This window comes from Actinophytocola sp., assembly GCF_050699915.1.
In the GTDB taxonomy this organism is placed as follows: domain Bacteria; phylum Actinomycetota; class Actinomycetes; order Mycobacteriales; family Pseudonocardiaceae; genus Actinophytocola.
Map to the genome: position 1 here is coordinate 1 of NZ_JBOHGA010000034.1, position 20,135 is coordinate 20,135.

Sequence of the window (20,135 nt, forward strand, 5' to 3'; positions counted from 1 at the left end):
GCTCGCGCGCGGTGCCCGCCCGGCACTGGGTCCTCGCGCTCACCGCCTCGGTCGCGAACTGGCTCGCCGAGCTCGCCTGCCTCTACGCCGCGGCACGCGCGTTCGACCTGCCGCTGGACGTGGTCGCGCTCGGCGCGATCTACCTGACCGTGCAGATCCTTCGGCAGATCCCGCTCACCCCGGGCGGCATCGGGGTCATCGAGATCGGCCTGCTCGCCGGGCTCGTCTCCGCCGGCGCGGGCGAGGCCGCCGCGGCGGCCACCGTGCTGGTCTACCGGCTGCTGTCGTGCTGGCTGGTCATCCCGACCGGCGCACTCGGCTGGCTGGTGCTGCGCCGGCCGGCGCACGCACGCTCAGGCGGCGTGCCGCACGACCTGGTCGAGGAGCTGCCCGAGGCCGTTCCCCAGCTCACCGGCGGTGTCGTCGCCGGCCAGGTGCCCCAGCAGCGCGTGCTGGAACACCCCGTCGAACAGCGCGTAGGCCAGGCGCGATGGCACGTCGACCGCTGAGCCGGTCAGCTCCGCGTACCGCGTGACGATCCGCCAGATCATCCGCTCCAGGCTCTGGTCGATCTCCCGCACGTCGGCGCGGAAGGAGACCTCGAACATGCTCTGGTTGCGCAGGTCGTACCAGAGCCGGTGCATCGCGGCGTCCTCGCGCAGAGTCCGCGTCATCATCGCGGCGAGGTTGGTGCGCAGCTCCGTGCCGCTGCCCGCGGAGACCACCACCGCGTCGTAGCGGGTGACGCAGTCGGCCTTGTACAGCGCCACGCAGAACGTGATCAGGTCGACCTTGTCGCGGAAGTAGTAGTGCAGCACGCCGTGGGAGAACTCGGAGTTCTGGGCGATCTCCCGCAGGCTCGTGCGGGCGTAGCCGAGCTCGGAGAGGGTCAGCAGCGCGGAGGTGGCCAGCTGCGTGCGCCGTTCGGCGAACTTGTCGACCTGTCGGCGCGAGATCCGGTCCTGCTTCGGGTCGACGGCCTGGGACACGGTGGACATCCTAGACCGGCACTGGACCGGAGCTGGAGCCGTCTTGACAGTTGTCAAGCATTGTCTTGACGACTGTCAAGGAGAGGTCGATCCTCGATATTCGGGCTCCCGGCCCGGACCCCGCCGGGAGCCCCCGACTCGCTCAGATCTCGAACGACTCGCCCTGCACGACGAGTTGGACCGGCCCGGCGAACTCCTCGCCCGCCTCGGCGAGCACGGCGGCCCCGTCGGTCCACGGCGGCACGTGGGTGAGCAGCAGCCGGCCGGTGCCCGCGGTCTGCGCGAGCCGGCCGGCGTCGACGCCCGACATGTGCAGGTCCGGCGGACGGTCCTCGGCGTGGGTCCAGGATGCCTCGGCGAGGACCACGTCCGCGCTCTTGGCGAGCCGGTCGAGGGTGCGCGAGGCGCCGGTGTCTCCCGTGTAGACCAGTGAGCGTCCGCCGTGGACGATTCGGAAGCTGTACGCCTCGCACGGGTGCGCCGCGACGGTCGCCGTCACCTCGAACGGTCCGATATGGACGGTTCCGTCGGTGAGGGCGCGGAAGTCGTAGATGTCGCCGAGGTCCTCGGTGGCGCGCTCGGTGGCGTCCGGACTGTACGCGGCGACGAACCGGTCGGGCGCCTCGCGCGGCGCGTACAGCGGCAGCCGGTTCGCCCGCGGGTCGCGCGAGGGCGCGGGGTGGTAGCGGCGCAGCACGGTGAGCGCGGAGAGATCCGCGCAATGGTCGGGATGCAGGTGGGAGAACAGCAGCGCGTCGAGGGCGAACGGGTCCCGCACGGCCTGTAGCTCGGCGAGCACGCCGTTGCCGAGCTCGATGCAGAGCAGGAAGCCCTCCGCCTCGAGAAGGTAACCAGACGACGCGGCACGCGGTCCGGGAGTACTTCCGGAACAACCCAGCACGGTCAACAACACGCGGCACAGCCTATGACGTTTCTACGGCGCGGCCGCCGCGACTGCGCCAAGTTCCGGGCCCAGGAAGCGTCTTGCCAGGCGGGCAAAGGGTTCGGCCGGTCCGGTGGCGACGAACTCGTGGCGGACCTCACCGTCCGGTTCCGCCAGAAGGTCCCGCTCGGTCAGCACGCGGACGACGTCCTTGGCCGTCTCCTCGGCGCTGGACACGAGTGTCACCTCCGGACCCATGACGATCTGCAGGACTCCGGTGAGCAGCGGATAGTGCGTGCACCCGAGCACGACGGTGTCGACACCGGCCTGCTGGAGCGGCTCGAGGTAGCCCTGCGCGAGACCGAGGACCTGCCGGCCGGAGGTGATGCCGCGTTCGACGAAGTCCACGAACCGCGGGCAGGCGGCGGAGGTCAGGTCGATGTGCGGGGCGGCGGCGAACGCGTCGTCGTAGGCGCGCGAGCGGACCGTGCCGGCGGTGCCGATGACCCCGACCCGGCCGTTGCGGGTGCTCGCCACCGCGCGGCGCACGGCCGGCACGACGACCTCGACGACCGGGATGTCGTAGCGCTCGCGGGCGTCGCGCAGGCACGCTGCCGAGGCGGTGTTGCAGGCCAGGACCAGCAGCTTGACGCCGTCTGCCACGAGGTCGTCGGCGATGGCGAGCGCGTGCCGGCGGACCTCGGCGATCGGCAGCGGGCCGTACGGGCCGTTGGCCGTGTCGCCGACGTAGCGCAGCCGCTCGCCGGGCAGCTGGTCGGCGATCGCGCGCGCGACGGTCAGGCCGCCGACGCCGGAGTCGAAGACGCCGATGGGCCGGCTTCCGCCTTGTCCTTCTTGTTCGCTCTGTTCGCCAGGGAGACGAGCCACGCCGCAAGGATGCCACCGAGCGCGCCGAACAGATGACCCTGCCAGGACACGCCCGGGTTGCCGGGCAGGACGCCGAGCAGCGTGCTCCCCCAGTAGAGAAACAGCACGACGGCGACCATGAGCTGGCCGAAGCTGCGGTTGAACAGGCCGCGCACGAGCAGGAAGGCGAGCCAGCCGAAGGCCACACCGGACGCGCCGACGGTGATGCCGTCCGCTCCCGTGAGCCAGACGCCGATGCCGCTGGTGAGCCAGATGGTGACGGTGACCGCGGCCCACTGCCCGATGCCGTTCGCCATCGCGAGGAAGCCGAACACCACGATCGCGAGTGTGTTCGCGAACAGGTGGGACCAGCCCGCGTGCAGCAGCGGCGCCCAGAGGATGCCGTCGAGCCCGCCGACCGTGCGCGGCTGGATGCCGAGGTTGTCGAGGTTGGCGGGCACGATCGCGTCGACCGCCTCGACCAGGTAGAGCAGGGCGGTGAACGCTCCCACCACGATCGCCGCCCGAAGCGGGTTGGGCGGCACGATCCGGTTCGCCGGGTTGCGGGACTTCGCGGGCTGCACGGTGCTCACACCTTCGAGGTTACGTGCGTTCCGGGCCTGCCGGCTCCGGGCGAACCCTGACTTCACCCCGGTTCCGCCGCCGGACCACCACGAGCAACGCGACGGCGAGCAGTAGGACGCCGCCCCCGCCGAGGAGCCACGGCAGCCAGTTCGTCCCGGTCTGCCCGTAGACAGTCGCGATGCGCCCCTCGCCGGGCACCGAGGTGATGTTCTCCGGCGCCAGCACCAGGTCCTCGGCGGTGAGGACGTCGTTGTTCTCGCGGAAGTCGGTCAGGTCCTGGTAGGTCTGGCCCTGCGCGTCGATCAGGACGGCGTCGTCGTCGGACTTCTGCGCGACGTACAGCGGGAGCATCTCGAGCGCGCCGTCCGGGTGCTTGACCAGGACGAGACGCTCGTACAGCGTGCCGCCGAAGTCCTTCGCGGCCGCGCGGGTCGCGCCGGCGGCGTCGCAGTCGGCCGCACACTCGGTGGCCGCGAGCAGCTGGGTCAGGATCTGCTCGGGCGTGCCCTGGGAGGCGAAGTTGGCGAGCCGGTCCTCGCCCGACCCGGTGCCGCCGAAGGGATCGTTCTCGACGTCCCCCGACCGCGCGTACTCCCGGAACAGGTCGACGTCCTCGGGCGGCTCCTCCGCCGGCGACGCGCAACCCGACAGCGACAGCGCGGCCACGACCGCGACGAACATCCCACGCACCATGTGCGGAAAGGTAGCGCCGCCGCCGGGATGTCGATCATCCGGTGGCCGGAAGCTGTCAGGCCCAGAGGTGGCCGTCGAGACGTCCGGCGGCCTCGTCGAGCGAGCCCGCGTACGCGCCCGTCGACAGGTACTTCCAGCCGCCGTCCGCGACGACGAACACCACGTCCGCCCGCTCGCCGGCGGCCGCGGCCTTCTCCGCCACCGCGAGCGCGGCGTGCAGGATCGCGCCGGTCGAGATGCCCGCGAAGATGCCCTCGGTCTCCAGCAGCTGCCGGGTCCGGCGCAGGGCGTCGTAGGAGCCGACCGAGTAGCGGCCGGTCAGCACGTCCGGGTCGTACAGCTCCGGGACGAAGCCCTCGTCGAGGTTGCGCAGCCCGTACACCAGCTCGCCGTACCGCGGCTCGGCGGCGACGACCTGGATGTCCGGCTTCTGCTCGCGCAGGTACCGGCCGGCGCCGACCAGCGTGCCGGTGGTGCCCAGCCCCGCGACGAAGTGCGTCACGGTCGGCAGGTCACGCAGGACCTCCGGGCCGGTGCCGTGGTAGTGCGCGCCCGCGTTGTTCGGGTTGCCGTACTGGTAGAGCATCACCCAGTCCGGGTTCTGCTTCGCCAGCTCCTTCGCCCGCCGGACCGCCTCGTTGGACCCGCCCGCGGCCGGCGAGCTCACGATCCGCGCGCCGTAGGCCTGCAGCAGCTGGCGGCGCTCCTCGGAGGTGTTCTCCGGCATCACGCAGACGAGGCCGTAGCCCTTGAGCTTGGCGGCCATGGCGAGCGAGATCCCGGTGTTGCCCGAGGTCGGCTCGAGGATCGTGCACCCGGGCCGCAGCACGCCGTCCTGCTCGGCGACCTCGATCATCCGCAGCGCCACCCGGTCCTTGACCGAGCCGGTGGGGTTGCGGTCCTCGAGCTTGGCCCACAGCCGCACGTCCTCGGACGGGGACAGGCGGGGCAGGCCGACCAGCGGGGTGTCGCCGAGCGCGTCGAGCAGCGAGTCGAACCGCGCCACGCTCAGCCGCCCACTGTTCCGCCGGCTTTTCCGGCGTCCGCTCCGCCGGCTCCCCCGGCGACCGCGGGCAGGATCGTGACGTTGTCGCCGTCGGCGACCGGGGCGTCGAGGCCGCCGACGAACCGGACGTCCTCGTCGTTGACGTACACGTTCACGAACCGGTGCAGCGAGCCTTCCTTGACCAGGCGCGACTTGAGCCCGCCGTGGTTGGCCTCGAGGTTGTCGATGAGCTCGGCAACGGTGCTACCGCTCGCCTCGACCGACTTCTGCCCGCCGGTGTGGGTACGCAGGATGGTCGGGATGGAGACGGTGACGGGCATGTGTTACCTCCGCTGTGTTTCATGAGCTTCTGACACGACGACCTCTTCCTCGGTGACCTCGCCGTCGTCGATGCGGTACGAGCGCAGCTCGTGGTGATCGGGGTCGCGGGTGCCGATGAGCACGTAGTGCGGCGAGGGCAGCAGTGTGGCGTACTCGCCGGCCCGTGCGATGTCGGTGCGCGACGGGTAGGGCTCGGTGGCCGTGTGCGAGTGGTAGATGACGACCGGCTCCTCGTCCTTCGCGGACATCTCGCGGTAGACGGCGTTCCACTCGGTGGCGTCGAACTCGTAGTACGTCGGCGAGCGGGCGGCGTTGAGCATGGGGATGATCCGCTCGGCTTCGTCCTCTTGGCCGGCGAGGATGCCGCACGCCTCGTCCGGGTGGTCCCGGCGGGCGTGCGCGACCATCGCGTCGACCAGGTCACGGCGTATCCGAAGCACGTGCCGATCCTACGTGGTGGGCGCCGCGTTCCCACGTGGTGAGAGCCGTCACGGCTGGTGGCAAGGGTCACGACGCGCCCATCTCGGCCGTGGCCGAGGAAGTCCCCGGATCCGCCCTGATGCTCGCGGGTGCACCCCTGGCAGCCCCCTCTGGATGGCAGCCCCCACCCTCTCCGGGGGGCGGCCCCGGTTCCAATTCTACTGGGGGCACTGACGTTTCGGGGTTGCAAGATCGACTTGTGGACAAGTCGTGCGGTTGTGTACAAGTCGACCCGGGCGGGCAGACAGGCGCGGCGGCGAGGCAGGCTGGGCGCGGCGGCAGGCGGTCAGCGGGCGTCGGCGGGCCAGACGTCTCGGTAGGACTGCAGGCCCGCCAACGGAGTCGCCGCCAGGACGCCGTGCACCACGGCCCGGGCGAAGACCTCCGCGGTCGCGGCGCACAGTTCGTTCAGCGCCAGCGCGCGGGCCATCGGGCCGAGCGGGGAGTCCGGCGGGGCCAGCGGTCGCGCTCGGGTGGCCACCGCGAACACCGTGTCGCCGTCGAACATCGAGTGGGCCGGACGCACGGCGCGGGCCAGCCCGTCCTGGGCGGCGACCGCCAGGCGACGACACTCCGCCTTCGACAGGTCCGCGTCCACCGCCACCACGCCGATCGTCGTGTTCAGGCCGGTCGCCGACACGTCGGGCAGCACGCCGGGACGGTCCGGCCAAGAACCGAACTCCCCAGGCAGCCCGAAGTCGTGAGCCCATGGGCGCCCCGACGAGGCATCGACCGCCTCGCCGGACGCGTTCACCGCCGCCAGCGCGCCGACCGTGAAGCCGGAGACCACGGCACTCGCGGTCCCGACCCCGCCCTTCAACGAGCCGACCTTCGCCCCCGTCCCGGCCCCGACGCAGCCCTGCGCGACGGGCCCGTCAGCGGCCACATCACAGGCGGCGGTGCCGAACGACGCAGACGGCCGGTTCCCCCACTCGCCCCGCGGCAGGTCGAACAGGACCGCGGCCGGCACGATCGGCACGACCTCATAAGAAGCCGCCCCCACCCGGAAACCCCGTTCGCGGGAGGACAGCCAGGACATGACGCCGTCCGCCGCGGCCAGGCCGTAGGCGCTCCCGCCGGACAGACACACGGCGTCGACCTGCTGAACCATGTTCTCCGGCGCCAGCAGATCCGTCTCTCGCGTGCCGGGCGCGCCGCCGCGGCCGTCGACCGCGCCGGTGGACCCGGGCGGCAGCAGCACGACGGTCGTCCCGGTGGCCCAGCCGGAGCCGATCCGCTGGTGATGGCCCACGAGGACGCCGGGGACGTCCGTGAGCGCGTTATTCGTCATCGTCAGAAGAAGGTGACAGCGCCAGGACGAGGTGCTCCTGCATCCACGTCAACCACTGGTACACGCCCAGATGCGGGCTGCGCGGGTCGTCCTCCGGCAGCTCCTCGGGCATGTCCTCGGTGACGTCGAGCGTGGTGCCGAGCGCGAGCCGCACGTCGTTGACCGCCGACAGCCACGCGTCGGCCTGTTCGAGCGACAGCTTCACCGTGCCGCCGTTGGGCGGGCACGTGTCCAGCACGACCCCGGCCACCCCGGTCTTGAGGTCGAGCAGCTCCGGCTCGTGCAGCGACCGCAGCGCCGCGGCCGAGTCCCGCTCCTCCCTCGACGGCTCGCCGAACTCGTCGGAGTCGGCGGAGTCGAGCCGGTGGTAGTCGGGCAGCAGCCGGGCGAGGATCGGGTCGTCGGGCGCGGCGGACGGGCCCGTGCGGATGCCGGTCAGCTCCGCGAGCTCGTCGCGCGGCGCCTCGTCCTGACGCGACCGCAGCATGCCGTCGATCTGGGTGATGAGTCCGCGCAGCACGGTCGCCTCGCGCCGGTCGAGCTTGGTCATGACCGTGTCGCCGACCCGCTCCCAGGGGATCACGACTGGTGCTGCATGGTCGCCCAGAGCCCGGCCGCGTGCAGTTTCGCGACGTCGCCCTCCACCTTGTCCTTGGTGCCGGAGGACACGATCGCCCGGCCCTTGTGATGCACGTCCAACATCAGCTTCGTCGCCTGTTCGCGGGAGTAGCCGAAGAGCTTCTGGAACACATAGGTCACATACGACATCAGGTTGACCGGGTCGTTCCACACGATGGTCTGCCACGGCTTGTCCTCGGCCGCGACCTCCGAGCCGAGCGGCTCGGCCTGTGTCTGCTCCTGATCGACAGGCATCGACAGATGGACCGACATGACATCAATGGTGGCATGTCTAGGCTCACCGTTCATGACCGGTACCAGCACCGCGCTGCTCACCGACCACTATGAGCTGACCATGGTCGCGGCCGCGCTGGCCGCGGGAACCGCCGAGCGCCGGTGCGTGTTCGAGACCTTCGCCCGCCGGCTGCCGAACGGCCGGCGCTACGGCGTCGTCGGCGGTACCGAGCGAGCCGTCGAGGCCATCAGCCGGTTCCAGTTCGGCGACGACGAGCTGCGTGAGCTGGCCGACCACGGGGTGGTCGACGCGCGGACGCTCGACTGGCTCGCGGACTACCGCTTCACCGGCGACGTCGACGGCTACCCGGAGGGTGAGCTGTACTTCCCCGGCTCGCCGCTGTTCACCGTGCGCGGCACGTTCGCCGAGTCCGTCGTGCTGGAGACACTGGTGCTCTCGGTCCTCAACCACGACAGCGCGATCATGTCCGCCGCCGCGCGGATGGTGAGCGCCGCGAACGGCCGGCCGCTGATCGAGATGGGCGGCCGGCGCACCCACGAGCAGGCCGCGGTCAGCTCCGCGCGCGCCGCGTACCTGGCCGGCTTCGCCACCACGTCGAACCTCGAGGCCGGCCGCAGCTACCGCATCCCGACCGCGGGGACCTGCGCGCACGCCTTCACCCTGCTGCACGACAGCGAGCGCGCGGCGTTCGCCGCACAGGTCGACGCGCTCGGCGCCGGCACGACGCTGCTGGTCGACACGTACGACATCACCGCCGGCATCGAGACGGCCATCGAGGTCGCCGGCACGTCGCTGGGCGCCATCCGGATCGACTCCGGAGACGTCGGCGTGCTGGCCCGCCAGGCCCGCGCGCAGCTCGACGGGCTCGGCGCGCGCAACACCCGGATCGTGGTGTCCGGCGACCTCGACGAGTACGCGATCGCGGCGCTGCGGGCCGAGCCCGTCGACGCTTACGGGGTCGGCACGTCGCTCGTCACCGGGTCCGGCTCGCCCACCGCCGGGATGGTCTACAAGCTGGTCGAGGTCGAGGGCCGGCCGGTGGCGAAACGCAGCTCGCACAAGGAGTCCCGGGCCGGCCGCAAGGCGGCGCTGCGCCGGCACAAGCCGACCGGAACCGCGCTCGAAGAGGTCGTCTACGAGGTCGGCGACGGCGCGCCCGAGGCGGGCGAGCACGACCGGCAGCTCGTCGTGCCGCTGGTCCGCGGTGGACAACCGGCGGGTGCGGCGCCGACCCTGGAGGTGAGCCGGCAACGGGTGCGGGACGGGCTGGTGAGCCTGCCGTGGGAGGGATTGAAGCTATCCAACGGGGAGCCCGCGATCCCGACCGTCTACGCCTGAACCGCCTGATCGTCCGAGGAGTGCTGACGTGGCCAACGCCTTGATCGTCGTCGACGTGCAGAACGACTTCTGCGAGGGCGGCTCGCTCGCCGTCGCAGGTGGGGCCGACGTGGCCGCCGCCATCTCGGCGCTGGTGGCCGCGGGTGGGTACGACCACGTCGTCGCCACCCGGGACTACCACATCGACCCGGGCGCGCACTTCAGCTCGTCACCGGACTTCGTCGACACGTGGCCGCCGCACTGCCTGGCCGGCACGCCGGGCGCGTCGTTCCACCCGGCACTCGACGTCGGCGGCATCGAGACGGTGTTCTCGAAGGGCGCGCACGCGGCGGCGTACTCCGGCTTCGAGGGCGCCGCGCCGGACGGCACCGCGCTGGCGTCCTGGCTCCGCGGTCGTGACGTGTCCACTGTGGACGTCGTCGGCATCGCCACGGACCACTGCGTGCGCGCGACTGCTCTGGACGCGGCCCGTTCGGGCTTCGCCGTGCGGGTGCTGCTGGACCACACGGCGGGCGTGGCCAGGACGACGGTGGACACCGCGCTGAGCGAGCTGTCGGCGGCTTCGGTCGCTCTGACCGGCACGCCGCACGTGTCCTAGCCGTTCTTTTGGGCGAGGGTCTGGAGCTGCCCTCCGTGCAGGTCGCGCACCCACTCCCAACCAGGCTTGGCCGATTCGACCCGCGGGTCGCTGTGATCACGGCCGTCACGCAGGGCCTCGACGTACGCCCGATCCAGCGTGATCCTCGCGCGGACCTCGTTGCCCCTGCCGACGGACCCGTGCCCGGGGACGACGACGTCGACGTCGTCCACCACGTCCTCGAGCATCCGCAGCCCGACGAGGTACTCCTCTACCGGGTCAGCGGAGTCGTCGAACATCGGAACCAGGACATCGGAGAGCATGTCGCCGGCGGCGAGAACCCGGCGTTCTTCGACCAACAGCGCCGCATGGCCCGGGGCATGCGCCGGATGCTCGATAATCCGGACCTTGGGGCCATCCCACGGAATATGCGTGGTTCCAGCGGGCAGACCGGTAATGAGGCCGAAGAGGTCCAGCGGCGTTTCCTCGGCGATTTCCTCCGGCAACCCCCCGGCGACTCGAGTCTTCCAGTCCGGTTTGGACAGGACGTCTTGCATAAATTCCGCGCAGCGGGCGGTGCCGTAACGAGGCGCATCGCCAAGGTCGGCATGCCAGAGCACGTGATCCCAGTCAGGATGCGTCGCGAAGCCTGCCACAACGGGCTGACCCAACTCACGAAGGTCGTTCGCAAGGCAAACCATTTCACCGCCCGTTATCCCGGCGTCGATGAGCAACACGCCGGCCCTGCCCTGCACGACAACGGTGTTGTTCTCGAGTAACTCGCTCTGGTGGACCAGCACACCCTCCGCGACCTGCGTCAGCATGGGCGCTCCCTCCCTCTTGTGGTGGTCTGCAACCGCCTGTCGAGACGGTAGTCCCGGGGCGGTGGATTGCAAGCACTGTGGGGGAAGCGCGGTCGGGACCGATTGAACGGACCGTTCAATCGGGCTAGTTGTCCACAGGTCGCCCGCGATAGCCCGGAACCGTCAGTCCCCCGCCGTAGACTGGAAATCGGGGGCCCCCGCGGGCCGGGGAGTTATCCACAAGGCGGTCGGTGAGCACGCGGGATTGGCGGTGGTGCTCGGTACGCTGGATATCGGGGGCCGGAGGCCGAGCCAGTTTCGGGACCGGATGCCGCGCCGTTTCGGGGGTCGGAGGTCGAACCAGTTCAGTTGGCGGCGAAGGCCGGACTAGTTGGCCGCGACGGCGACTGCCCAGATGACGCAGATCGCCAGGCCGATGAGGGAGCACGTGAGGCCGGCGACCGCGGTGCCCTTCGGCATGCCGGGAGTCTGGTTGGCCTTGTTGATGCCGATGCCGCCGAACACCACGCCCAGGATGACCATCGGCCACGCGATCACCCCGATGACCGGGATGAAGGAGAACACGAGCCCGACGATGCCGAGCACCAGCGAGGCCACGCCCAACCCGTTGGTCGGCTGCGCCTGGTAGACGGGGTAGGCCTGCGGTGGCTGGTAGTTGGTCATGCGCACTCCCGGTATGTAGTTGCCTGGCCAGAATGTCGACAGGTGCCCACGGCTCGTTATCGGCCACCGAGCGCGATCACCCGATCGGGTTGCCACCCGAGGCCCAGGGCCGTGTCAGAACGGCCACTCCCACCCGCCGGCCCCGTCCAGCCCGACGATGCCTGGCTGGAGCGCGAGCACACCGTGCACCACCGGCACGTCCAGCTCGATCTTGAACGCGTACTTCTGGTTCGGGCCGTACGTGTCGGGGTTGCTGGTGAGGTCGGTGCACATGCCGAAGTCGGCGTCCTGGGAGACGCCGTTCTTGCCGATCACGATGAACGAGAACGGGTTGAACACGCCGCTGGCCATCTGGTTCGACTCAGTGTCCGTGCCGGTCGCCACCCGCATGCTCACCACCAGCGTGTGCCCCGTGCGCTGTCCGAACTCCATGCACGGCGGGTCGATCGCGATCTTGTCGACGGAGAAGGTGACACCACCCTCACACGTGTCGGAGTCGATCGGGCCGTAGCACAGCTCCTCGCCGATCTCGGCCGGGATGAAGCCGCGCTCGTTGGTCGCCGGCTCGGGAGCGGGCGGGGTGGTCGTCGACTCCGGCAGCGATGGAGCAGGACCGTCGCCAGCGACGGGCACGCCCTTGACTGTCGCGCAGCCGGATGCCAACAACGCGACCAGCAGAGCCAGGCACAGGATCAACACCCGCATCAGAACGGCCACTCCCAGCCGCCGGAGTCGCCCAGGGAGCCCGGCTGCAGCGCGAGCGCACCCTGCGCCACGGGCACCTCCAGCTCGAGCTCGAACGCGTACTTCTGGTTCGGCCCGTAGGTCAACGGATCGCTGGCGTCGTCCGTGCAGATGCCGAACGCGGCGTTCTGGGAGACGCCATCCGCGCCGATCACGGTGAACCCGTACGGGTTGAAGATCCCGCGGGCGATGTCGGTGGACGTGGTGTCCGTGCCGGTCGCCACCCTCATGCTCAGCACCAGCGTGTGCCCCACGCGCTCCCCGTACTCCACGCACGGCGGGTCGACGACGATCTTGTCGATGGAGAACGTGACGCCGCGGTCGCACGAGGCCGAGTCGTCGGGGCCGAAGCACACCTGCTCGCCGACCTGGACCGGGACGTAGCCGCGATCGTTGACCGGTTCGACGGCCTGTGTCGTCGGCGCCGGCGTGACCGGCGTGCCCTTGACCGCCGCGCACCCGGACGCCAGCAACGCGACCAGCAGGGCCAAGGCCAGAAGACCGGCTTTCGCAAGCGACTTCATGACGCACCCCCAGTAGTAATGCCTGGTCACGTCATCGCGCGGCAGCCACTCTCCGTTACGTCGACATGTCCTCAATGGACGCACGGCGGCGAGAGGCCCGGCGGCCGAAAATGGGAACATGAAAACGCGGAGTACCAGCCCCGTGTCGATCGGGTGGGCGGTGGCGGTGCCGCTGGTCTTGTGGTGGCCGCTGACCTTCCTCGCGGTGCAGCTGCAGCGGCCGCGGCCAGGCGAGCCGGGCGTGGACCTCGCCGCGTTGACCTACCTGCCCGCCGCGGTCGCCTGGCTGCCCATGGTCGCGGTCACGGCGCTCGTCGCCTGGCTCGTCGGGAGACGGGCCCGACCCGCCGACGAACGCAAGCGCCGCAACCGCGGCCTGGCCTGCGGGATCCTGACCATAATCATCGTCCCGGGAGCACTGCTCATGCTCGAGGGAATGGGCTAGAACGGCGAGCAGCTCACCGTGCCGACGGTGATCTCACCCGAGGGCGCATCGTCGTCCGGGGTGCCCTGCGGGAACAGCTCGACGCGCATGATGTTCACCGTCATGCTGCCGTCCGGCGGGTCCGGCACGATGCTCTCGTTGAACGTCACCTTCGCCAGCGGCGGCGCGCCCGGCCCCCGCCCCGGAACCATCACCACGTGGTTCGGCGGCAGCTGCGCCGGCAGCGCGAGGCCCGAGATCCCACCGATCTTGAAACTCGCACTGCTGCCGTTCTCGGTGGTGCTGCACTTCGCGGTGTAGTTCGTCATCCGGATCCGCGGCCCGCCGTAGGAGCGCAGTGCGTCGAGCCGGAACAGCTTGCCCTTCACGTCCGCCTTGGCCACGCCGGTCTGCGGGTCGACCGCACAGGTCGAGGAACCCGGGCCGAACTCGATGAACCCGTTCACCCTGTAGGTCGGACTGTTCGCCGAACCGTCGCCGCCGTCGGTGTCGCACTCGGCGAGCGGGTCCATCTGGATCTCGGTGTCGTCGTACGTCGCGTCCACCGCGCCGATCGACCCGGACGCGAGCCCCTCCTCCGGGACCGCCTGCGCTGGGCTCACACCGGAGAGCAGCAGGCCGGCCACTGCCAGCCCCAGGACGCCGGTGCGTCTGGCATGTCGAATGGTCATGATCAGAGGACACTCGCCCCCGGCACCGCCGCGCCAGCATCCAAACCCACTGCCACCCGGTCGAGCGGACGGGACAACCCGACCGGGCGACGGCGGGTGCGTGCGCAGGATTGACAGTGGACAGAGGTACCGTTCGGCTGTGCCCTCAACCTCCACCGACCTCCCGGGCGTCGCCGAGCTGCTGACCGCCGCGGTGGCCGCGGTCGGCGGCACCGAACGCCCTGGTCAGGTGGCGATGGCCGAGGCCGTCGCGAAGGCCGTCCGCACGGGCGACCACCTCGCGGTCCAGGCCGGCACGGGCACCGGCAAGTCGCTCGCCTACCTGGTCCCGGCCCTGCGCCACGCGGTCGAGCGCGAGGCCACCGTGGTCGTCTCCACCGCGACGATCGCCCTGCAGCGCCAGCTCATCGACCGCGACCTGCCCCGGCTGGAGAAGGCGCTGGAGAAGCCGCTCGGCCGCAAGCCGACCTTCGCCATCCTCAAGGGCCGGCGCAACTACCTGTGCCTGAACAAGCTCGACTCCGGCATGCAGGACGAGCCCGACGACGCCGCCCTGTTCGACCCCTTCGCCGTCTCCGCACTGGGCCGCGAGGTCACCCGCCTGCGCGAGTGGGTCTCCGACACCGAGACCGGTGACCGCGACGAGCTCGTCCCCGGCGTCTCCGAGCACGCCTGGCGCCAGGTGTCCGTGTCCAGCCGCGAGTGCCTCGGCGTCAGCCGCTGTCCGATCGGCACCGACTGCTTCGCCGAGAAGGGCCGGGCCAAGGCCGGCCGGGCCGACCTGATCGTCACCAACCACGCGCTGCTCGCCATCGACGCGCTGCAGGGCTTCCAGGTCCTGCCCGAGCACGACCTGGTCATCGTCGACGAGGCGCACGACCTCGTCGACCGGGTCACCAGCGCGGCCACCGCGGAGCTGACGAGTGCGGCCATCGCCGCGGCCGCGCGGCGCGCCGGCCGGATCTGCGACCAGGAGCTCGCCGACCGGCTGCTCGAGGCCGGCGACGGGTTCACGCTCATCCTGGAGGACATGCCCGCCGGCCGGATGGACGTGCTTCCCACACCGCTCGCCGGCGCGCTTTCGGTCGTCCGGGACGCCGCCTACGCGTGCCTGTCCGGCCTCGGCCCCGACCAGCGCACCAGCGACGTCGAGGTGGCCACCGCGCGCAAGCTCGCCCAGTCCCAGCTCGACGAGGTGCACGACACCGCGGTCCGGCTGCTGCGCGCGTTCGAGACCGACGACGCGCACCGCCGCGACGTCGTCTGGCGCACCGGCGACTCGGGTTCCGGCCCGCCGCGCCCGCCCGCGCTCAAGGCCGCGCCGCTCGCGGTGTCCGGGCTGCTGCGGGAGCGGCTGTTCGGCCAGCACACCACGGTCCTGACGTCCGCCACGCTCACGCTCGGCGGCACCTTCGACACGATGGCCCGCTCGTGGGGCCTGCCGGCCGAGCAGGGCGAGAGCGCGAAGGTCGAGGGCGCCGCCACCGACAAGGCGATCGAGGCTCCGAAGTGGACCGGACTGGACGTCGGCTCGCCGTTCGACCACGCCCGCAGCGGGATCCTCTACACGGCCAAGCACCTGCCGCCGCCCGGCCGGGACGGCCTGCCACCGTCCTACTTGGACGAGCTGGCCGAGCTGATGGAGGCCGCCGGCGGACGCACGCTCGGGCTGTTCTCCTCGATGCGGGCGGCCAAGCAGGCCACCGAGGCGCTGCGCAAGCGCACCGACTTGCCGATCCTGTGCCAGGGTGAGGACTCCACGGCGCTGCTCGTGCGCAAGTTCAGCGAGGACACGGCCACCTGTCTGTTCGGCACACTCTCGCTGTGGCAAGGAGTCGACGTGCCGGGCCCGTCGCTGCAGCTCGTGGTCGTCGACCGGATCCCGTTCCCGCGGCCGGACGACCCGCTCGCCTCCGCTCGGCAGCGGGCCGTGGAGGCTCGTGGCGGCAACGGTTTCCTCTCCGTCGCCGCGACACACGCCGCTCTGTTGCTCGCGCAGGGCACCGGCCGCCTGCTCCGGTCGACCGAGGATCGCGGCGTGGTCGCGATCCTCGACCCGCGAATCGCCACCGCGCGCTACGGCGGTTTCCTGCGCGCGTCCCTGCCTGGCTACTGGGCCACGTCGGACGCGGAGGTCGTCCGGGCGGCCCTGCGCAGGCTCGACGCGGCGAACTGATCGAATATGCCCCACCGCCCGTTCCAGCAGTTTCAGGGAGAGTCGCTTGTCCACTAACTCCGGTATCACCGTCGATGACGACGGCGTCCGCCGGTTGCTGGCCGATGGCACCGAGGAATCGGTGACCTGGATCGATCTCGCCGAGGTGGCCATCCGGACCACTCCGGAGGGCCCGTGGAAGGAGGACGTGTTCTTCCTCCTCGTGCGCAGCGGCGGGGGCGGCTGCGCAGTTCCCGCGGGCGACCCCTCCGCCGATGACCTGATGAGCCGCCTGCAGTCCATGCCCGGCTTCGACAACGACGCCTTCGTAGAGGCCATGACCACCCAGGAGGACGGTCTCTTCGTGGTCTGGCAACGAAACCGCTAGCACCGTTAACCCGATCGAGTGGTGGAATTCCAGCCCGGCGGTTCCACGGGGACTCTGAACCCCGTGGAAACCACCAGGCACATCAGTCCCGTCGTGCTGCGCCGCGAGATCGGCCGGCGGATTCGTGTGGCGCGCAACGAGGCCGGTCTCAACATCCTCGAAGCCGCGAAGCGGCTGGAGATCGCGGGCAGCTCCCTGAGCCGCTTCGAGAACGGCGACGGCCCGGTCACCGTGCACCTCGTCCGCTCGATGATGGACGTCTATGACCTGCGCCTGGACGACGTGCTCGATCTGATCCGCCAGGCGCGGATCAGGGGTTGGTGGAAGCAGTACGGCATCTCCGACAAGGATTTCATCGCCCTTGAGACCGGCGCGAACCGAATCAGCACCTACGAGGTCACGTTCGTGCCCGGCCTGCTCCAGACGGCCGACTACGCGAGGGCTCTCTTCGAATCAAGCACCAACGCACGGTCCGCGGAGTGGATCGCGAATCGACTCACGGTCCGGCTGACCCGCCAAGAACGCCTCACCGACGAGGAATTTCCGCTTGAGCTGGATGCCGTGGTGCACGAGTTCGTTCTCCGGTATCCCGTGGGCGGGGCAGCGGTGATGCGCACCCAGCTCCAGCATCTCGCCTTGATCAACGAACTGCCGACGGTCACCTTGCGAATCCTGCCCGCAACGATCGTTTCGAACGAGTCGATGTACGGCGGGTTCACAGTGCTGGACTTCCCAACGCCCGGGCAGCCCAGCATTTGCAACTCGACCCACGCTCTTGGCGAGGAACGGAAGGACAAATCCGAGTATGTGGAACCGGCTAGACTTCGGTTTGGCCACCTGCGTTCGCTAGCGCTGGATCCGACCGAGTCGGTGGCGCTGATCGACCGGGTGGCGGAGGAACTGTGGTCGAGCTGAAAGGTGTCCACTGTGGACCTTGTTGGCGCGCGGTGGCGCAAGAGCACCTTCAGCGGTGGAGGTGGTGACGAGAACTGTGTCGAGGTTGCGCTCGTCGACTCGGTGACCGCGGTCAGAGACTCGAAGAACGCGACCGGACCGGTCCTGGTCCTGCCGCGTGTCAATTGGCACGTTCTGCCGGCGGCACCGTCGCTAACGAGGCAAACCGCGTTCCCAGCGTGCCGATGACCCACTGACGCGGGCGATCTACCGGTCGCTGTCCAGCCCGATGGGCGTGCGGGCGTTACGTCTGCGCCCTCGTGTCGACAAGGCTCTCGTCGCGACGCGCAGGTGCTTGGTGGCGGGCGAGCTGCTGCTGCCGATGTGGCGCCGGCTGGTCCCGCCGCTGCTGCTGCTGGTCGCGGCGGTCACGGTGTTCCGCCCGGTGTCGTGGGAGGGCGCGGTCACGCTCGCCGTGCTGTGGGTGTTGTCGCTGAGATGGCCGCGCCGCACGCTGCGTGGCTGGCGTACGGTCCGTGACCTCCGCCGCGACACGCCGATCCCCGACGAGGACGACGAGCCTGTGAAGAACCACAACGAGAGGTGGCTCGATCTCGGCCGCATGTAGGGACGAACTCACCCTGACTCACCGTGCTGGAGCCAACTGCGCGAGCACGGTGACCGTGCCGGGCGCGATCTCGGTGAAGCCCGCGTCCCGCACCGCGACCACGCCCCGGCTGCGCCAAGCGCCGGCCGGGTCGCCGCCGGGATGCAGCGCAGCCCACTTGGATCGGGAAGGAGTCCGAACCGCGACGCGGAAGCCGTCCGCCGCCCAGGCCGCGATGTCCGGGGTGTCCGGCTGGAGCGCGGCGAGCAGCATCGTCGCGTGACCGACCTGAGCCGCGGCCTTGCCGACGGTCATCTCGACGGCCGGGTTCAGCCACAGCACGGGAACCCCGTCCGGCGGCGGCCCCGGCTCGTCGAGGGGCAGGTCGCTACCGCTGATCTGCAGCCGACTGACCTCCTTGGGCGTCTCCGAGACCAGGCCAGGCACCAGCGCCCGCACCTGCGCGACACCCCCAGCGCCGACAGCTGACTCAGCCCCACCACCGGTCGCTGTTCCGGCCACACCGTCAGCCTCAGTGCGATCCTCAGCCCCAGCACCAAAGCTGAGCCCAGCACCGGCCGCGCCATCGGCCTCAGGGCCAGCACCATCACCGGCCACGCCACCGGCCTCGGTGCCAGTCGTAGTCCCGGCCGCAGTGCCGACCCCACCCGCAGTCCCGGCAGCTGTGCTGGGCACCGTGATGGTCACGCCGGGCAGCGCCTGCACGGCCGCCCAGTGCGCGCCCCGGGCCCGGCGAGCGACCTTGCGAATACGTCCGTCAACCCAAGCGACAAGCTCGTCGTGCCACTCCCCGCCCTCCTGGGCCCGCGGGTCCAGACACACTGCGACGGCCGCCGAGGCCGCCGCCTCCAGCAACGCCGTCCGGCCGGGTGGCTCGGCCCGCTCGATCCGCATCACGACCGGCATGGCTCGCACCAACCGAGGCTCCTCGGCGGCGACGTCCGCCGTAGCGGCCGCGGGCAACCGCAACCACGACGCATACCGCCCGGCTAGTGGGGCGAGAATGCCAGGAAGGCGTCCCTCAGGGCGCCCAGTGTCCGGAAGGCGTCCTTCCTGGCCCTTCATTGCCGCATGAAGTCGAGGCCGTCGGCCGCGTCGGCGGCCTCCACCTCCGCGCGGGTGACACCGAGGATGAACAGCACGACGTCCAGGTAGGGGTGCGACAGCGCGGTGTCGGCGACCTCCCGCAGCGCCGGCTTCGCGTTGAACGCCACACCCAGCCCGGCGGTGGACAGCATGTCGATGTCGTTGGCGCCGTCGCCGATCGCCACGCACTGGGCCAGCGGCACCTCGAACCGCTCGGCCGCGATGCGCAGTGCGGCCGCCTTGCCCTCCCGGTCCACGATCTGGCCGACCACCCGCCCGGTGAGCTTGCCGTCGACGACCTCCAGGTCGTTCGCCACGCTGAAGTCCAGGCCGAGCTCGCCGGCGAGCTTGTCGATGATCGGGGTGAACCCGCCGGACACGACCCCGCACCGGAAGCCCAGCCGCTTGAGCGTGCGGATCGTGGTCCGCGCGCCCGGCATCAGCGTGATCTCGCCGGCCACCTCGTCGAGCACCGACTCTGGCAGCCCGGCCAGCGCCGCGACCCGCTGCTCCAGCGACTGCGTGAAGTCCAGCTCGCCGCGCATGGCGGCCTCGGTGACCTCGCGGACCTCGTCCGCACGGCCGGCCCGCTCGGCGAGCATCTCGATGACCTCGCCCTGGATGAGCGTGGAGTCGACGTCGAACACGACCAGCCGCTTCGCCCGCCGGGTCAGGCCTTCCCGCTCGACGGCGATGTCCAGCTCGGTCCGCACGGACACCTCCGCGAGCGCGGACCGCAGGTCGGCGTCTCCCTCGGCGGTGTCCTGTGCGACCGACACCCGCAGCTCGAGGCCGGTGACCGGGTAGTCGGCGACGCGCCGGATCGCGTCGATGTTGGCGTCGAGCGCCGCGAGCCTCCTGGCGACCTCGGCGAACGCGCGGGCGGTGACTGGCCGGCCGAGCACGACCAGCACGTGGCTCGACCCGAGCCGGGACGGCGAGAGCGGGTCGGCGCCGACCTCGACCACGACGGACATGGAGACCGTGGCCATGGCCTGCTCGACGGCCTCCTGCAGCCCCTCCGGGTCGTGGTCGGTGTTGACGAGCACGCCCAGCACGAGCTGACCGCGGATGACCACCTGCTCGACGTCGAGGATGTCCACGCCGTGCCTGGTCAGCACGGCGAACAGCACCGACGACACACCCGGCTTGTCCGGTCCCGAGACCGTGATCAGGACCGGAGTGGCGGGTTGGGTCGCCAACGGTCGG

At 70.8% G+C, this 20,135-nt stretch carries 25 protein-coding genes and 3 pseudogenes; 9 read left to right on the forward strand and 19 right to left on the reverse strand.

Annotated elements, in window-relative coordinates:
- Positions 1 to 11: 11 nt before the first annotated feature.
- Positions 12 to 257 (forward strand): annotated as a pseudogene (locus ACRDSK_RS09215) (lysylphosphatidylglycerol synthase domain-containing protein); the annotation flags it as partial.
- 96 nt (positions 258 to 353) lie between these two features.
- Here ACRDSK_RS09215 and ACRDSK_RS09220 read toward each other — a convergent pair.
- From ACRDSK_RS09220 to clpS, 11 genes are all read right to left on the reverse strand, one after another.
- Positions 354 to 998 (reverse strand): TetR/AcrR family transcriptional regulator, encoded by a 645-nt coding sequence (locus tag ACRDSK_RS09220; protein ID WP_431439573.1) that lies wholly within the window; start codon positions 996 to 998, stop codon positions 354 to 356.
- Between the two features lie 133 nt (positions 999 to 1,131).
- Positions 1,132 to 1,902 (reverse strand): MBL fold metallo-hydrolase, encoded by a 771-nt coding sequence (locus ACRDSK_RS09225; RefSeq protein ID WP_431439574.1) that lies wholly within the window; start codon positions 1,900 to 1,902, stop codon positions 1,132 to 1,134.
- Between the two features lie 21 nt (positions 1,903 to 1,923).
- Positions 1,924 to 2,760 carry a glutamate racemase gene (gene murI, locus ACRDSK_RS09230; protein ID WP_431439575.1) on the reverse strand — a complete coding sequence of 279 codons (837 nt, stop codon included), beginning with the start codon at positions 2,758 to 2,760 and terminating at the stop codon, positions 1,924 to 1,926.
- Positions 2,670 to 3,332: a rhomboid family intramembrane serine protease gene (locus tag ACRDSK_RS09235; protein WP_431439576.1), complete on the reverse strand. Its 663-nt coding sequence runs from the start codon at positions 3,330 to 3,332 to the stop codon at positions 2,670 to 2,672. Before ACRDSK_RS09235 ends, murI begins: the two co-directional genes overlap by 91 nt.
- Before the next feature lie 10 nt (positions 3,333 to 3,342).
- Entirely contained in the window at positions 3,343 to 4,017 is a 675-nt protein-coding gene (locus tag ACRDSK_RS09240) for an LPXTG cell wall anchor domain-containing protein (protein WP_431439577.1), read from the reverse strand.
- Positions 4,018 to 4,072: 55 nt separating this feature from the next.
- Complete coding sequence (locus tag ACRDSK_RS09245; protein WP_431439578.1) at positions 4,073 to 5,023, reverse strand: PLP-dependent cysteine synthase family protein; 951 nt, start codon at positions 5,021 to 5,023, stop codon at positions 4,073 to 4,075.
- 2 nt (positions 5,024 to 5,025) lie between these two features.
- Positions 5,026 to 5,343 carry a MoaD family protein gene (locus ACRDSK_RS09250; protein WP_431439579.1) on the reverse strand — a complete coding sequence of 106 codons (318 nt, stop codon included), beginning with the start codon at positions 5,341 to 5,343 and terminating at the stop codon, positions 5,026 to 5,028.
- Positions 5,344 to 5,346: 3 nt separating this feature from the next.
- Complete coding sequence (locus ACRDSK_RS09255; protein ID WP_431439580.1) at positions 5,347 to 5,784, reverse strand: Mov34/MPN/PAD-1 family protein; 438 nt, start codon at positions 5,782 to 5,784, stop codon at positions 5,347 to 5,349.
- 326 nt (positions 5,785 to 6,110) lie between these two features.
- The gene (locus ACRDSK_RS09260) at positions 6,111 to 7,115 is read right to left on the reverse strand and encodes a P1 family peptidase (RefSeq protein WP_431439581.1); all 1,005 of its coding nucleotides are present in this window, start codon (positions 7,113 to 7,115) and stop codon (positions 6,111 to 6,113) included.
- The gene (locus tag ACRDSK_RS09265) at positions 7,105 to 7,665 is read right to left on the reverse strand and encodes a DUF2017 domain-containing protein (RefSeq protein ID WP_431439610.1); all 561 of its coding nucleotides are present in this window, start codon (positions 7,663 to 7,665) and stop codon (positions 7,105 to 7,107) included. Before ACRDSK_RS09265 ends, ACRDSK_RS09260 begins: the two co-directional genes overlap by 11 nt.
- A 29-nt stretch (positions 7,666 to 7,694) precedes the next feature.
- Positions 7,695 to 7,988: an ATP-dependent Clp protease adapter ClpS gene (clpS, locus tag ACRDSK_RS09270; RefSeq protein WP_431439611.1), complete on the reverse strand. Its 294-nt coding sequence runs from the start codon at positions 7,986 to 7,988 to the stop codon at positions 7,695 to 7,697.
- 52 nt (positions 7,989 to 8,040) lie between these two features.
- Here clpS and ACRDSK_RS09275 point away from each other — a divergent pair, with 52 nt between their 5' ends.
- Both ACRDSK_RS09275 and ACRDSK_RS09280 read left to right on the forward strand, forming a co-directional pair.
- Complete coding sequence (locus tag ACRDSK_RS09275) at positions 8,041 to 9,327, forward strand: nicotinate phosphoribosyltransferase (protein ID WP_431439582.1); 1,287 nt, start codon at positions 8,041 to 8,043, stop codon at positions 9,325 to 9,327.
- Between the two features lie 28 nt (positions 9,328 to 9,355).
- Complete coding sequence (locus ACRDSK_RS09280; protein ID WP_431439583.1) at positions 9,356 to 9,925, forward strand: isochorismatase family protein; 570 nt, start codon at positions 9,356 to 9,358, stop codon at positions 9,923 to 9,925.
- Here ACRDSK_RS09280 and ACRDSK_RS09285 read toward each other — a convergent pair.
- The 4 genes from ACRDSK_RS09285 to ACRDSK_RS09300 form a co-directional block, all read right to left on the reverse strand.
- Positions 9,922 to 10,728: an MBL fold metallo-hydrolase gene (locus ACRDSK_RS09285; protein ID WP_431439584.1), complete on the reverse strand. Its 807-nt coding sequence runs from the start codon at positions 10,726 to 10,728 to the stop codon at positions 9,922 to 9,924. The genes ACRDSK_RS09280 and ACRDSK_RS09285 overlap by 4 nt on opposite strands.
- A gap of 366 nt (positions 10,729 to 11,094) precedes the next feature.
- Complete coding sequence (locus ACRDSK_RS09290) at positions 11,095 to 11,391, reverse strand: hypothetical protein (protein ID WP_431439585.1); 297 nt, start codon at positions 11,389 to 11,391, stop codon at positions 11,095 to 11,097.
- Positions 11,392 to 11,505: 114 nt separating this feature from the next.
- On the reverse strand, positions 11,506 to 12,096 hold the full coding sequence (locus ACRDSK_RS09295; protein ID WP_431439586.1) for a hypothetical protein: 591 nt from the start codon (positions 12,094 to 12,096) through the stop codon (positions 11,506 to 11,508).
- Positions 12,096 to 12,659 (reverse strand): hypothetical protein, encoded by a 564-nt coding sequence (locus ACRDSK_RS09300; protein WP_431439587.1) that lies wholly within the window; start codon positions 12,657 to 12,659, stop codon positions 12,096 to 12,098. Before ACRDSK_RS09300 ends, ACRDSK_RS09295 begins: the two co-directional genes overlap by 1 nt.
- Before the next feature lie 118 nt (positions 12,660 to 12,777).
- On the opposite strand from ACRDSK_RS09300, the gene ACRDSK_RS09305 reads away from it, so the two are divergent.
- Complete coding sequence (locus ACRDSK_RS09305; protein ID WP_431439588.1) at positions 12,778 to 13,104, forward strand: hypothetical protein; 327 nt, start codon at positions 12,778 to 12,780, stop codon at positions 13,102 to 13,104.
- Here ACRDSK_RS09305 and ACRDSK_RS09310 read toward each other — a convergent pair.
- Complete coding sequence (locus ACRDSK_RS09310; protein ID WP_431439589.1) at positions 13,101 to 13,775, reverse strand: choice-of-anchor P family protein; 675 nt, start codon at positions 13,773 to 13,775, stop codon at positions 13,101 to 13,103. The two genes, ACRDSK_RS09305 and ACRDSK_RS09310, sit on opposite strands and share 4 nt — an antisense overlap.
- Positions 13,776 to 13,914: 139 nt before the next feature.
- On the opposite strand from ACRDSK_RS09310, the gene ACRDSK_RS09315 reads away from it, so the two are divergent.
- The 5 genes from ACRDSK_RS09315 (at position 13,915) to ACRDSK_RS09335 (ending at position 17,840) form a co-directional block, all read left to right on the forward strand.
- Positions 13,915 to 15,951, forward strand: coding sequence for an ATP-dependent DNA helicase (locus tag ACRDSK_RS09315; RefSeq protein ID WP_431439590.1), 2,037 nt, complete (start codon positions 13,915 to 13,917; stop codon positions 15,949 to 15,951).
- 46 nt (positions 15,952 to 15,997) lie between these two features.
- A complete protein-coding gene (locus ACRDSK_RS09320; RefSeq protein ID WP_431439591.1) occupies positions 15,998 to 16,318 on the forward strand; it encodes a hypothetical protein in 321 nt (106 codons plus the stop codon).
- 63 nt (positions 16,319 to 16,381) lie between these two features.
- The gene (locus tag ACRDSK_RS09325) at positions 16,382 to 17,233 is read left to right on the forward strand and encodes a helix-turn-helix domain-containing protein (RefSeq protein ID WP_431439592.1); all 852 of its coding nucleotides are present in this window, start codon (positions 16,382 to 16,384) and stop codon (positions 17,231 to 17,233) included.
- A 12-nt stretch (positions 17,234 to 17,245) separates the two neighbouring features.
- On the forward strand, positions 17,246 to 17,461 hold the full coding sequence (locus ACRDSK_RS09330) for a DUF397 domain-containing protein (protein WP_431439612.1): 216 nt from the start codon (positions 17,246 to 17,248) through the stop codon (positions 17,459 to 17,461).
- A gap of 109 nt (positions 17,462 to 17,570) precedes the next feature.
- A complete protein-coding gene (locus ACRDSK_RS09335; RefSeq protein ID WP_431439593.1) occupies positions 17,571 to 17,840 on the forward strand; it encodes a hypothetical protein in 270 nt (89 codons plus the stop codon).
- A gap of 18 nt (positions 17,841 to 17,858) precedes the next feature.
- On the opposite strand, the pseudogene ACRDSK_RS09340 reads toward ACRDSK_RS09335, so the two are convergent.
- The 3 genes and pseudogenes from ACRDSK_RS09340 to serB all read right to left on the reverse strand — a co-directional run.
- Positions 17,859 to 18,284 (reverse strand): annotated as a pseudogene (locus tag ACRDSK_RS09340) (aminoacyl-tRNA hydrolase); the annotation flags it as partial.
- A gap of 234 nt (positions 18,285 to 18,518) precedes the next feature.
- Positions 18,519 to 18,905: pseudogene (locus ACRDSK_RS09345) on the reverse strand (hypothetical protein); the annotation flags it as partial.
- The gene (serB, locus tag ACRDSK_RS09350; protein WP_431439594.1) at positions 18,902 to 20,128 is read right to left on the reverse strand and encodes a phosphoserine phosphatase SerB; all 1,227 of its coding nucleotides are present in this window, start codon (positions 20,126 to 20,128) and stop codon (positions 18,902 to 18,904) included. The pseudogene ACRDSK_RS09345 and the gene serB, both read right to left, overlap by 4 nt.
- Positions 20,129 to 20,135 lie beyond the last annotated feature (7 nt).

Coding starts and splice junctions, on each gene's coding strand:
- ACRDSK_RS09300 (WP_431439587.1), bottom strand. CDS start 12,659: ATGAAGTCGCTTGCGAAAGCCGGTCTTCTGGCCTTGGCCCTGCTGGTC.
- ACRDSK_RS09305 (WP_431439588.1), top strand. CDS start 12,778: ATGAAAACGCGGAGTACCAGCCCCGTGTCGATCGGGTGGGCGGTGGCG.
- ACRDSK_RS09295 (WP_431439586.1), bottom strand. CDS start 12,096: ATGCGGGTGTTGATCCTGTGCCTGGCTCTGCTGGTCGCGTTGTTGGCA.
- ACRDSK_RS09220 (WP_431439573.1), bottom strand. CDS start 998: ATGTCCACCGTGTCCCAGGCCGTCGACCCGAAGCAGGACCGGATCTCG.
- ACRDSK_RS09310 (WP_431439589.1), bottom strand. CDS start 13,775: ATGACCATTCGACATGCCAGACGCACCGGCGTCCTGGGGCTGGCAGTG.
- ACRDSK_RS09290 (WP_431439585.1), bottom strand. CDS start 11,391: ATGACCAACTACCAGCCACCGCAGGCCTACCCCGTCTACCAGGCGCAG.
- ACRDSK_RS09240 (WP_431439577.1), bottom strand. CDS start 4,017: ATGGTGCGTGGGATGTTCGTCGCGGTCGTGGCCGCGCTGTCGCTGTCG.
- clpS (WP_431439611.1), bottom strand. CDS start 7,988: ATGCCTGTCGATCAGGAGCAGACACAGGCCGAGCCGCTCGGCTCGGAG.
- ACRDSK_RS09250 (WP_431439579.1), bottom strand. CDS start 5,343: ATGCCCGTCACCGTCTCCATCCCGACCATCCTGCGTACCCACACCGGC.
- ACRDSK_RS09260 (WP_431439581.1), bottom strand. CDS start 7,115: ATGACGAATAACGCGCTCACGGACGTCCCCGGCGTCCTCGTGGGCCAT.
- ACRDSK_RS09285 (WP_431439584.1), bottom strand. CDS start 10,728: ATGCTGACGCAGGTCGCGGAGGGTGTGCTGGTCCACCAGAGCGAGTTA.
- ACRDSK_RS09265 (WP_431439610.1), bottom strand. CDS start 7,665: ATGACCAAGCTCGACCGGCGCGAGGCGACCGTGCTGCGCGGACTCATC.
- ACRDSK_RS09275 (WP_431439582.1), top strand. CDS start 8,041: ATGACCGGTACCAGCACCGCGCTGCTCACCGACCACTATGAGCTGACC.